Source organism: Blastococcus sp. LR1, assembly GCF_020166105.1.
Lineage (GTDB): Bacteria > Actinomycetota > Actinomycetes > Mycobacteriales > Geodermatophilaceae > Blastococcus.
This window is the reverse complement of sequence record NZ_JAIUJY010000006.1, coordinates 341,592-353,092: the sequence shown is the minus strand read 5'-3', so window position 1 is coordinate 353,092 and position 11,501 is coordinate 341,592. Positions and strand designations below refer to the sequence as shown.

Here is an 11,501-nt window from a genome sequence, read left to right as displayed (position 1 = left end):
TCCCCGACACCTCGGTTCCGTGCTCCTCCTCGCGCAGACGTCGGACGGCGGCCTGGACGCCGTCGGGCGTGGGGGGGGGGGGGGGCCCCGCCCCCCCCCCCCCCCCCCCCCCCGCGGGGGCCCCCCCCACGGCACACTCCGACCACGAGGACGGATGATGATCCCCAACCCGCTGCGCGATCCGCGGGACCGGCGCCTCCCCCGGGTGCCCGAACCCTGCGCCCTCGTCGTCTTCGGCATCACCGGTGACCTGGCCCGCAAGAAGCTGCTGCCGGCCGTCTACGACCTCGCCAACCGCGGGTTGCTCCCCACCAACTTCGCGCTGCTGGGCTTCGCCCGCCGCGACTGGGGCGACACCGAGTTCGCCGAGCTGGCCCGCGACGCCGCCCGGCAGAACGCCCGGACCCCGTGGCGCGAGGAGGTCTGGGAGCGGCTGGCCACCACCGTCCGCTTCGTCCAGGGCAGCTTCGACGACGACAACGCCTTCGACGAGCTCGCCGAGCACCTCTCCGAGCTCGAGGGCAGCCACGGCATCGGCGGCAACGCCGCGTTCTACCTCTCCATCCCGCCGTCGATGTTCCCGGTCGTCCTCAAGCAGATGCAGCGCACCGGCATGGCCGACAGCACGTCGGACCGGTGGCGGCGGGTCGTCGTCGAGAAGCCGTTCGGCACCGACCTGGCATCCAGCCGGGAGCTCAACGAGCTCGTGGACTCGGTCTTCACCGCCGACGACGTCTTCCGCATCGACCACTACCTGGGCAAGGAGACGGTCCAGAACCTGATGGCGCTGCGGTTCGCCAACACCCTGTTCGAGCCGATCTGGAACGGCCACAACGTCGACTCGGTGCAGATCACCATGGCCGAGGACGTCGGCATCGGCGGCCGGGCGGGCTTCTACGAGAAGACCGGCGCCGCCCGGGACGTGCTGCAGAACCACCTGCTCCAGCTGCTGGCGCTGACCGCGATGGAGGAGCCGGTCGAGTTCTCCGCCGAGGAGATCCGCACAGAGAAGCTCAAGGTGCTGCGCGCCATCTCGATCCCCGAGGACATGCGCACCTTCGCCGTCCGCGGGCAGTACGAGCAGGGCTGGCTGGCCGGCCAGCGGGCCTGCGGCTACCGGCAGGAGGAGGGCGTGGACGAGGAGTCGACGACGGAGACCTTCGCCGCCGTCCGCCTCGGCGTGGAGACCCGGCGCTGGGCCGGGGTCCCCTTCTACCTGCGCACCGGCAAGCGCCTCCCCCGCCGCGTCACCGAGATCGCGCTGGTGTTCAAGCGGGCGCCGCACCTGCCCTTCGCCGACACCGACACCGAGGAGCTGGGCAACAACCAGCTGGTCGTCCGCGTGCAGCCCGACGAGGGGGTCACCCTGAAGTTCGGGTCGAAGGTGCCGGGCAGCGTCATGGAGGTCCGCGACGTGTCGATGGACTTCCTCTACGGCGAGCAGTTCACCGAGTCCAGCCCCGAGGCCTACGAGCGGCTGCTGCTCGACGTCCTCCTCGGCGACGCGACGCTGTTCCCCCGCAACGCGGAGGTCGAGGCCTCCTGGGCGGTGATCGACCCGCTGGAGGAGTTCTGGCAGGGCACGGAGCCCTATCCCTACCGGGCCGGCGAGTGGGGCCCGCGGGCCGCCGACGAGATGCTCGCCGCCGAGGGACGACGGTGGCGGCGACCATGACCGGGCACGACCAGGAGGAGACCCCGTGACGACGCTCTGGGACACCACCGGATCGGCCGTGGTCAAGGAGCTGGCCGCCCAGCGGCGGACCGGAGGCGCCGTCCTCTCCGGGGTGGCGCTGACCCTGGTCGTCGTCGCCGACGAGAGCCGGGTGACCGAGGCCGAGGAGGCCGCCACCCACGCCGCGGAGGCGCACCCCTGCCGGGTGCTCATCGTGGTCCGCCGGCAGATCGACGCCCCCGTGCCGCGGCTCGACGCCGAGGTGCAGATCGGTGGGCGCCTCGGCCCCGGCGAGGCGGTGGTCATGCGGATGTACGGCCGGCTCGCCCTGCACGCGGAGTCCGTCGTGCTGCCGCTGCTGGCTGCCGACGCGCCCGTGGTCACGTGGTGGCACGGCGTCGCACCCGACCGGATCACCACCGACGCCCTGGGTGTCCTCGCCGACCGGCGGATCACCGACAGCTCGCTCGCCGAGGACCCGATCGCCGCGCTGCACCTGCGGGCCGAGGACTACGCGCCCGGCGACTCCGACCTCGCGTGGACCCGCAGCACAGCCTGGCGCGCGGTGCTCGCGTCCACCCTGGACTCGGTGTCCGGACGGCGCAGCGACGCCGTGCAGGTCCGCGGCGGCCGGATCGAGGGCGACCCGAAGAACGCCACCGCGCAGCTGCTTGCCGGTTGGATCTCCTCGCGGTGCGGCTGTCCCGTCGAGGTGGTCGAGGGCTCGCGGAACCCCGGGCCCAGCGGCGTCGAGGCGGTGAGCCTCCAGCTGGACCAGGACGAGGAGCTGGAGGTCCGCGCCGACCACCGCCGCGGCGCCGTCATCACCCAGCCCTACCGGCCGGACTCCACCCTCGCCCTCCCGGAACGCGCACTGGGCGACCTGCTCAGCGAGGAGCTGCGCCGGCTGGACCCGGACGAGCCCTACAGCGAGGCCCTGGAGGCCACCACCGGTCTCAGCGGTCTGTCCGAGCGGGCCCAGGTCCGCGAGCACGTGTGGTTCGACCCCGCTGCGGAGGACCGTACGACCGGGCAGGACGCGGTGACCTCGTGAGCCTCTCCCCCGGCGACCGCGTCGCCGCCGAGCTGGGCGACGACGGCCGACCGACCCCGCAGGTCGTCATCGAGCCCGACGCCGACCGGCTGGCGCGATCGGTCGCGCAGGCGCTGGTGGCCCGGCTCGCCGCCGCGCAGGCGGTGCACGGCACCGCGTCGGTCGTGCTGACCGGCGGCGGGATCGGCATCGCCGTCCTGGAGCACGTGGCCGGGTTGGTCACCGAGCCGGTGCGCGAGGTCGTCGACTGGTCCGCCGTCGACTTCTGGTGGGGCGACGAGCGCTTCGTGCCCGCCGACTCCGACGAGCGGAACGAGCGACAGGCCCGCCAGGCGCTGCTCGACCGGCTCGACCTGCCGTCGTTCCGGGTGCACGCGATGCCCGCGTCGGACGCCTTCGGCACGCCCGAGGAGGCGGCGGAGGACCACCTCGGCGAGCTGCGCGAGTACGCGGCCGAGGGTCGGGACCTGCCGCGGTTCGACGTCCTGCTGCTGGGGATGGGCCCCGAGGGCCACACCGCCTCGATCTTCCCGGACTCGCCGGCCGCGACCGATCAGCGCCCCGTGTTCGCGGTGCGCGACTGCCCCAAGCCACCACCCACCCGAATCAGCCTCGGGTTCAGCGCGATCAACACCGCGGAGGAGATCTGGATGATCGCCTCCGGTGCGGAGAAGGCGCCGGCCGTCGCCCGTGCGCTGGCCGGAGCCTCCTCCCAGGAGCTCCCGGCAGCCGGGGTGCACGGCACCCGGGCCACCCGGTGGTTGCTCGATGCGGCGGCCGCGAGCCGGCTACCGCGATCGGAGGACTGACTCAGCCCCCGCGGCGCATCCGCAGCCGGTCGAGGGCCTCCTGCAGGAGCGCGTCGCCATCGGCGTCGGTGCGCCGCTCGCGGACGTACGCCAGGTGCGTCTTGTACGGCTCGTTCCGCGGAGCCGCCGGCGGCTCCTCGCGGTCCTGCCCGGCGGGCAGCCCGCAGCGCGGGCAGTCCCAGAACTCGGGGACGTCGGCCTCGCTGGCCAGCACCACCCGCGTCTCGTGCCCGTTGGCGCACCAGAACGGGATGCGGCGCCGTGGTGCCGCCTCGCCCCGTTCGACCTCGCCCATCGGACCCGCACCGACCCGGGACCCCCGGATCGCATTGCCACCAGCCACGTGCGCCCCCTGATCGTCGCCCCAGGTTGCGGTGACGCCGATCACCGCGTAGAGGGAGTCTAGGGGTTCGAAGCGGTTCCTCCGGTCACGATTTCGTCCCGTTCGATCAGGACGTCCTGGACCGGCCCTGTTGCCGGGACCCGGCGCGAGCCCTCGAGCGAGGGGGGTAGCAGGGTCCTTCGATCAGATCTTGATCAGGATCCCGAGGCCGACGATGCAGACGGTCCAGACCAGGGCGGTGAAGACGGTCAGCCGGTTCAGGTTCTTCTCGACGACCGACGAGCCCGACAGCGAGGACGACGCGGCGCCGCCGAACATCGAGGACAGACCGCCACCCTTGCCGCGGTGCAGCAGGATGAGAACCACGAGGAGCGTGCTGGTGAGCACCAGCAGCACGTTGAGCACCAGCTCCATTGACCTCTCCGGAAACGCTCGACGACCGGCGAGGGACGCCAGCTCTCGCCCCAGAGCCTAGCCGACGACCCTGCGGAGACCGGCGAGGTGAGGCTGCAGGCTCAGCGGACGCCGGCGGTGGCGACGTCGTAGCTGGCGTAGGGCCGCATCACGACGCCGTTGCGCAGCCGCTGTCCCGCCACCAACTGGATCCGGGTCTCGGCCAGGGGCACGTAGGCGGCCGTGTCGCGGACCGCCTCGGCGACGTCACGCCAGGAGCCGGGACCGCTCCCCCGCGCCTCGTCGACGAGGGTGTTGACGGCCGGGTCGTTCAGCCGGGCGTAGTTCGTGTTGCCCACCGTGCGCACGCTGCGGCCGTCGACCAGCGGCACCAGGAACGAGCCGGGGGTCGGGAAGTCCGTGGTGCGGGTCGCGAGCACGATGCCGTACCCGTTGCGTGCCACGCTGTCCGGGTTGCCCACCTCGGTGGCGTAGAACGCGGCCGGATCCAGCGGGCGCACCTCGACGTCGATGCCCACCTCCCCGAGCTGCCCGGCGATCTCCTCGGCGAGCTCCAGGCTGGCCGCCACGTCGGCGACTGCGAGCACCGTGCTGAAGCCCTCCGGCTGGCCGCAGCTCTCGAGGGCCGCGCGCGCCGCACCGGGATCCGGCCCGTCGTCGCTCTGCTCGGGGCCGCCGTCCAGCCCTCGCGGCCACAGCTGCGAGCTCCGGACCGCTTCCGTCGCTCCGCCGAGGACCGTCTGCACGCCCTTCCGGTCGATGGCCGCGGCGACGGCCGCCCGGCAGTTCGCGTCGTTCATCGGCGCGACGTCGGTGGGGAGCGCCAGGACCCGCAACGCCCCGGTGGTCACGTCGTCGACCCGGTCCCGCAGCGGTTCGTCGTCGTCGCTGGTCAGGCGGGCGGAGGTCGGCGCCTGCACTCCCGTGCCCGCGATGTCGATGTCGGCGGAGCCGGCGAGCAGCGCCTGGTCCCGCTCCAGCCCCGACAGCCCCGTGCGGACGACGACGTTGTCCGGGAGGGCCGTGCGCACCTCGTCGGTGGCGGCGTCCCATGCCGGGTTGCGCTCCAGCAGGATGCCGGCCTCGGGGTCGACCGAGGTGATCGCGTACGGGCCGGACGACACCGGGTCCACGCCGTACTGCGCACCGGTGTCGACCTCGGCCGGCACCGGGCTGCTCGACGGCAGGGCGAGGACGTACGGGAAGTCGGGCTGCGGAACGCGCAGCCGGAAGACGATGGTGCGCGGGTCGGGCGTCGCGATCGAGACGAGGTCCGGGTCGTCCTCCTCCTTGGAGTACGGCCCCGGGTACGGGTTGGCCGGGTCGTCCAGGAGGTCGACGACGTAGGTGGGCCCGCCGACGATCACGTCCGAGGCGAAGGACCGCTGGATGCCGTACTTGACGTCCGCGGCCGTGATCTCGCGGCCGTTCTCGAACCGGATGCCCTCGCGCAGGGTGAAGGTCCACAGCAGGCCGTCCTCGGAGACGGTGCCGAGGTCGGTGGCCAGGTCGGGCACCACCTGATCGGTCTTCCCCGGCTCGGCGGAGTACGTGACGAGCGTGCGGGTGTAGAGCCGCATCAGGTTCCAGACGCCCGGGGAGTAGGAGCGCTGGGGATCGAGGCTGTCGATCTCGGGAGCGACCAGGCGCAACGTGCCACCGGTGCTGTCCGACGGCGAGCGCTTGCCGTCGACCGCGACGTCGGCGCCGTCGGCCAGGACCGGCACGTCCGCCCGTCCTCCGGCGCCGCCGAGGCAGCTGACCGCGAGGACGACGACGAGCAGCAGCACCGCCCCGGACGCCAGGATCCGGCGTCGGGACCAGCCCCTGGCCCACGTCGGAAGGCGCTCGGCCAGTCGTTCCAGGGCCTGCTGCACCTGCTGCCCGCCCCCACCCCGTGTCCGGCCGTGGCGGGCAGCAGGGTTTCAGCTACCGCCGGCGGCGATCCGACAGATCTGTGCGAACTCGTCGGCGTCCAGGCTGGCACCACCGACGAGCGCGCCGTCGATGTCCGCGCCGGCCAGGATCCCGGCCGTGCTCGCGGCCTTCACCGACCCGCCGTAGAGGATACGGACGACAGCGGCCGTCTCCGGTCCGAATCGCCCGGCGAGCCGCTCCCGGAGTGCCCCGCAGACCTCCTGCGCATCCTCGGGGGTGGCGACCTCACCGGTCCCGATGGCCCACACCGGCTCGTAGGCGATCACGAAGCCCTGCACCTGCTCGGCCGTGAGCCCCTCGAGCGCGGCGTCGAGCTGCGCGGTGCAGTGGGCGACGTGGGTGCCCGCCTTGCGGATGTCCAGCCCCTCCCCCACGCACAGGATCGGCACCAGACCGTGCCGCATGGCGGCCTGCACCTTGGTGGCCACCACGGCGTCGTCCTCGCCGTGCAGCGCACGGCGCTCGGAGTGGCCGACCGTGACGTAGGCGCAGGCGAGGGCGGCCAGCATGCTGCCGCTGACCTCGCCGGTGTAGGCGCCGGAGTCCTGGGTGGAGAGGTCCTGCGCGCCGTACCCGATGGCCAGCTTGTCGCCGGCGACCAGGGTCTGGACACTGCGCAGCGCCGTGAACGGAGGGAGGACGACGACCTCGGCCGCCTCCATCTCCTTGTCCTTCAGACTGAACACGACCTTCTGGACCAGCCCGATGGCCTCCAGGTGGTTCAGGTTCATCTTCCAGTTGCCGGCGATGAGCGGCCGGCGGGTGGCGGTGGCCATGATCTCCCCGTTCAGTCCGCGAGCACCGCGAGGCCCGGGAGCTCCCGGCCCTCGAGGTACTCCAGCGACGCGCCGCCGCCGGTGCTGATGTGTCCGTAGGCGTCCTCGTCCAGCCCGAGCACCCGTACGGCGGCCGCGGAGTCCCCGCCACCGACGACCGACAGACCGTCGACCGCACCGACCGCTTCCGCGACACCGCGGGTGCCGGCCTGGAACGGGGCCATCTCGAACACGCCCATGGGGCCGTTCCAGAAGACCGTGCGCGCGTCGACCAGCTCGGCCGTGAAGAGGTCGACCGTCAGAGGTCCGACGTCCAGCCCCATGAGGTCGTCCGGGATCGCGTCCGCGGGCGTCAGGCTGGTCTCGGCGTCGGCACCGAACCGATCCGCGCAGACGACGTCGACCGGCAGCACGATCCGGCCGTCGGCCTCGGCCAGCAGCCGGCGGCAGGTCTCCACCTGGTCGACCTCGAGCAGCGAGGAGCCGACGCCGTGACCCTGCGCGGCGAGGAACGTGAAGCACATGCCGCCGCCAACCAGGAGACGGTCGACCTTGGGCAGCAGCGCCTCGATGACCGCCAGCTTGTCGCTGACCTTGGAGCCACCGAGCACGACCACGTAGGGCCGCTCGGGGTCGGTGGTCAGCCGGGTCAGCACCTCGAGCTCGCGGGCGACCAGCCGCCCGGCGTAGTGCGGCACCCGCTGAGCGACGTCGAACACCGAGGCGTGCTTGCGGTGCACGGCGCCGAACGCGTCGTCGACGTAGACGTCGGCCAGCGTGGCGAACCGGTCGGCCAGCTCGCCGCGCTCGGCGTCGTCCTTCGACGTCTCGGCGGCCTCGAAGCGGACGTTCTCCAGCAGGAGGACGCCGCCGTCGGCCAGGGCCTCGACCTTGGCGCGGGCGTCGTCCCCGGCCACGTCGGCGGCCAGCGGCACCTCGGTCCCGAGCAGCTCGCCCAGGCGCGCGGCGACCGGCGCGAGGGAGAACTGCGGGTCCGGCGTGCCCTTCGGGCGGCCGAGGTGGGCCGCCACGATCACGCGGGCGCCGGCGTCGCGCAGCGCCTGCAGCGTCGGCAGGCTCGCGCGGATCCGGCCGTCGTCGGTGATCTCGCGGGTGGTCTTGTCCAGCGGGACGTTCAGGTCGGCGCGCAGGAGCACGCGCCGACCCGAGACGCCCTCGGCGATCAGGTCGTCGACGGAGCGCATCAGAGCTTCGAGCCGACCAGGGCGGTGAGGTCGACGAGACGGTTGGAGTAGCCCCACTCGTTGTCGTACCAGCCGAGGACCTTGGCCATGTTTCCGAAGACCTTGGTCAGCTTCGCGTCGTAGATGCAGGACGACGCATCGGTGACGATGTCGGAGGAGACGATCTCGTCCGAGGTGTAGGTGAGGTACTTGCCGAGCGGGCCGGCAGCGGCCTCGCGGTAGGCGGCGTCGATCTGGTCGGCGGTCGCCTCGGTCTTGAGCTGCACCGTGAGGTCGGTGGCCGAGCCGGTCGGGACCGGGACGCGGATGGCGTAGCCGTCCAGCTTGCCCTTGAGCTCGGGCAGGACCAGGCCGATCGCCTTGGCGGCGCCGGTCGAGGTCGGCACCATGTTCAGGGCGGCACCGCGGGCGCGGCGCAGGTCCTTGTGCGGGCCGTCCTGCAGGTTCTGGTCGGCGGTGTAGGCGTGGATCGTGGTCATCAGACCGCGCTCGATGCCGAACGCGTCGTTGAGGACCTTGGCCAGCGGCGCGAGGCAGTTGGTGGTGCAGGACGCGTTGCTGATGACCGTCTGAGAGCCGTCGTAGAGCTCGTCGTTGACGCCCATGACGATCGTGATGTCGTCGTCGGTCGCGGGCGCGGAGATGATGACCTTCTTGGCGCCACCGGCGTCGACGTGCTTGCGCGCGTCGGCGGCCTTGGTGAAGAAGCCGGTGGACTCGACGACGACGTCGACGCCCAGGTCGGCCCAGGGCAGGTTCGCCGGGTCGCGCTCGGAGAGCACCTTCATCTGCTTGCCGCCGATGGTGATGCTGTCGCCGTTCGCGACGACGTCCTGCGGCAGGCGGCCGAGGATGCTGTCGTACTTCAGCAGGTGGGCCAGGGCCTCGTTGCTGGTGAGGTCGTTCACCGCCACGATCTCGATGTCCTGGCCGCTGGCCGCGACGGCCCGCCAGAAGTTGCGGCCGATCCGGCCGAATCCGTTGATGCCTACCCGGACCGTCACTGCTGACCTCCACTGTCGCGTCGAATCTGCGGGGGGCAGCACGTAGCGCGCCGCCTCGCTCCGGATCCGAACCCTAGCGGGCTCGCCGGTGCCTGGCTCCCGCACGCCCGATCAGGCGACGGCACCTCACCCTGTTGATCAGCCCACCTGATCAAAAAGCGTCCTGGCTCATCATCGACGATGAGCCAGGACGCTTGAAGGTGAGCCAGGACGAGAAGCTGTGGGCCGTTTCGCTACTGGGCGAGCATGTCGTCGGTGACGACGGACTCCGTGTCGGGGATGCCGAGGTCCTTGGCCCGCTTGTCCGCCATCGCCAGGAGACGCCTTATGCGCCCGGCAACAGCGTCCTTCGTCATGGGCGGGTCGGCGCGCTGGCCGAGCTCCTCCAGGGACGCCTGACCGAACTCCAGCCGCAGCCGGCCGGCGACGAGCAGGTGCTCGGGCGCGTCCTGGCCGAGGATCTCCAGCGCCCGCTCCACGCGCGCACTGGCGGCGACGGCGGCCCGGGCCGAGCGGCGCAGGTTCGCGTCGTCGAAGTTGGCCAGCCGGTTGGCGGTCGCCCGGACCTCGCGGCGCATCCGCCGCTCCTCCCACGCGAGGACGGCGTCGTGCGCGCCCATGCGGGTGAGCAGCGCGCTGATCGCGTCACCGTCCCGGACCACCACGCGATCGGCCCCGCGGACCTCGCGGGCCTTCGCGGCGATGCCGAGACGACGGGCGGCACCGACGAGCGCCATCGCGGCCTCCGGGCCGGGGCAGGTCACCTCGAGGGACGACGAGCGCCCGGGCTCGGTCAGCGAGCCGTGCGCCAGGAAGGCGCCCCGCCAGGCGGCCTCGGCGTCGGGGATGCTCCCGGAGACGACGGCCGGGGGCAGTCCGCGGACGGGCCGGCCCCGCTGGTCGACCAGCCCGGTCTGCCGGGCCAGCCCCTCTCCGTGCTTGGCGATGCGGACGAGGTAGCGCACGCCGCGGCGGATGTTCCCGCCGGCGAGCACGCTCACGCCGCTCGTGTAGCCGTAGACCTCGCTGATGTCGCGGCGCAGCCGCCGGGCCACCGAGCCGGTGTCCAGCTCCGCCTCGATCACCACCCGGCCGCCGACGATGTGCAGGCCGCCGGAGAACCGCAGCAGCGCGGTCACCTCGGCCTTGCGCTCGGAGGTCTTCGTGCACTCCACCCGGGAGAGCTCGTCCTTCACCATGGCGGTCATCGCCATGCTGTCCACCCCCACGTCGCGCCGGGGCATCCCGTCCCCAGCATTCGGGTCAGCGTCATGTACGCCGTCCCCTTCCCCCTCGTGCCGCCCAGGCGGCCGTGCCTACCGTTACCCGGTCGAACAGCTCTACTCCTTCACCGCCGACCGACCACCGACGCCAGCGCGGCCGACAGACGTTCGGGATCGTGCCGCGGCGCCCCGTCCGGCTCGGCCACAGGAGCCAGCAGGAGTTCGGCGCCGCAGGTTCTCGCTGCGTCCAGCAGACCACGGCGGTCAACTACCGAGTCAGCATCCGCGATCACGCTGTGCAACGCCACTCCGCCGAGGTGCGCCTGCAGCACGGACAGATGCTCCTCCGGGGAGAAACCGTCCGTCTCACCGGGCTGGGGCTCCAGGTTCAGGACCACCACCACCTTCGCTCGCGCCACGGCCAGCGCGGCCCGCAGTTGCGGAACCAGCAGGTGCGGCAACACCGAGGTGTACCAGGATCCGGGCCCGAGGGAGACGACGTCGGCCGCCGCGATCGCCTCGAGCACCGCGGGGTTGACCGGCGGGTCCGCCGGCGAGAGCGCGATGTCGCGCACCCGTCCGGGCGTCGTCGCGATCGCCACCTGCCCGCGGATCCGGCGCGTGCGGGCAGGGTCGTCGGGGTCGGTGCTCTCCACCCGGGCCACCAGGTCCAGGGGGACGTCGGCCATCGGCAGGACCCGGCCTCGGGCGCCGATCATGCCGCCGAGCTCGTCGAGGGCACGCACCGTATCCCCGCCGTGCATCTCCACAAGGCCGGTGAGCACCAGGTTGCCGACCGGGTGGCCGGCCAGGGCGCCGCTCCCGCCCAGCCGGTGCTGGAGCAGGTCCGCGACCAGCCGGGTGCGCGCGTCCTGCCCGGCGAGGGCGGTCAGCGCCATGCGCAGGTCCCCCGGCGGCAGCACCGGCATCTCCCGGCGGATGCGGCCGGACGAGCCGCCGTCGTCGGCGACCGTCACCACCGCCGTCAGCTCGGGGGTGATCCGCGCCCACGCGGCCAGCGCCGCGGCCAGCCCGTGGCCGCCTCCGAACGCCACGACCC

The 11,501-nt window shown here is 72.8% G+C and carries 11 protein-coding genes; 3 read left to right on the top strand and 8 right to left on the bottom strand.

The genetic code is table 11. The annotated features are described in order from the left end of the window. The first annotated feature begins 154 nt into the window (after positions 1–154). From zwf to pgl, 3 genes are read left to right on the top strand one after another with little or no spacing between them, the layout of a single operon-like run. Positions 155–1,675, top strand: a complete 1,521-nt coding sequence (gene zwf / locus LBW97_RS18545; protein ID WP_255601428.1) for a glucose-6-phosphate dehydrogenase — start codon at positions 155–157, stop codon at positions 1,673–1,675. A 25-nt stretch (positions 1,676–1,700) separates the two neighbouring features. Beyond that, positions 1,701–2,729 (top strand): glucose-6-phosphate dehydrogenase assembly protein OpcA, encoded by a 1,029-nt coding sequence (locus LBW97_RS18540; RefSeq protein ID WP_224500841.1) that lies wholly within the window; start codon positions 1,701–1,703, stop codon positions 2,727–2,729. Beyond that, positions 2,726–3,538, top strand: coding sequence for a 6-phosphogluconolactonase (gene pgl, locus LBW97_RS18535; protein ID WP_224500840.1), 813 nt, complete (start codon positions 2,726–2,728; stop codon positions 3,536–3,538). Before LBW97_RS18540 ends, pgl begins: the two co-directional genes overlap by 4 nt. A gap of 1 nt (position 3,539) precedes the next feature. Here the strand turns inward: pgl and LBW97_RS18530 are convergent, their stop codons facing one another. The 8 genes from LBW97_RS18530 to yvcK form a co-directional block, all read right to left on the bottom strand. Further along, on the bottom strand, positions 3,540–3,881 hold the full coding sequence (locus LBW97_RS18530; RefSeq protein WP_224500839.1) for an RNA polymerase-binding protein RbpA: 342 nt from the start codon (positions 3,879–3,881) through the stop codon (positions 3,540–3,542). A gap of 183 nt (positions 3,882–4,064) precedes the next feature. Then, positions 4,065–4,295, bottom strand: coding sequence for a preprotein translocase subunit SecG (gene secG / locus LBW97_RS18525; protein WP_224500838.1), 231 nt, complete (start codon positions 4,293–4,295; stop codon positions 4,065–4,067). Between the two features lie 101 nt (positions 4,296–4,396). Then, on the bottom strand, positions 4,397–6,172 hold the full coding sequence (locus LBW97_RS18520; RefSeq protein ID WP_224500837.1) for an ABC transporter substrate-binding protein: 1,776 nt from the start codon (positions 6,170–6,172) through the stop codon (positions 4,397–4,399). Between the two features lie 48 nt (positions 6,173–6,220). Continuing rightward, positions 6,221–7,009 (bottom strand): triose-phosphate isomerase, encoded by a 789-nt coding sequence (gene tpiA, locus LBW97_RS18515; RefSeq protein WP_224500836.1) that lies wholly within the window; start codon positions 7,007–7,009, stop codon positions 6,221–6,223. 11 nt (positions 7,010–7,020) lie between these two features. Next, entirely contained in the window at positions 7,021–8,214 is a 1,194-nt protein-coding gene (pgk, locus tag LBW97_RS18510; protein WP_224500835.1) for a phosphoglycerate kinase, read from the bottom strand. Then, positions 8,214–9,218, bottom strand: coding sequence for a type I glyceraldehyde-3-phosphate dehydrogenase (gene gap, locus LBW97_RS18505; protein ID WP_224500834.1), 1,005 nt, complete (start codon positions 9,216–9,218; stop codon positions 8,214–8,216). The genes pgk and gap overlap by 1 nt, the downstream gene beginning before the upstream one ends. A 233-nt stretch (positions 9,219–9,451) precedes the next feature. Then, positions 9,452–10,432 carry a DNA-binding protein WhiA gene (gene whiA / locus LBW97_RS18500; protein WP_224500833.1) on the bottom strand — a complete coding sequence of 327 codons (981 nt, stop codon included), beginning with the start codon at positions 10,430–10,432 and terminating at the stop codon, positions 9,452–9,454. 134 nt (positions 10,433–10,566) lie between these two features. Further along, positions 10,567–11,496: a uridine diphosphate-N-acetylglucosamine-binding protein YvcK gene (yvcK, locus tag LBW97_RS18495; protein ID WP_224500832.1), complete on the bottom strand. Its 930-nt coding sequence runs from the start codon at positions 11,494–11,496 to the stop codon at positions 10,567–10,569. Between the last annotated feature and the right edge of the window lie 5 nt (positions 11,497–11,501).

Bases quoted from the DNA above. Each gene is read 5' to 3' on its own strand.
- zwf (WP_255601428.1), top strand. From the start codon at position 155: ATGATGATCCCCAACCCGCTGCGCGATCCGCGGGACCGGCGCCTCCCC.
- whiA (WP_224500833.1), bottom strand. From the start codon at position 10,432: ATGGCGATGACCGCCATGGTGAAGGACGAGCTCTCCCGGGTGGAGTGC.
- pgk (WP_224500835.1), bottom strand. From the start codon at position 8,214: ATGCGCTCCGTCGACGACCTGATCGCCGAGGGCGTCTCGGGTCGGCGC.
- secG (WP_224500838.1), bottom strand. From the start codon at position 4,295: ATGGAGCTGGTGCTCAACGTGCTGCTGGTGCTCACCAGCACGCTCCTC.
- tpiA (WP_224500836.1), bottom strand. From the start codon at position 7,009: ATGGCCACCGCCACCCGCCGGCCGCTCATCGCCGGCAACTGGAAGATG.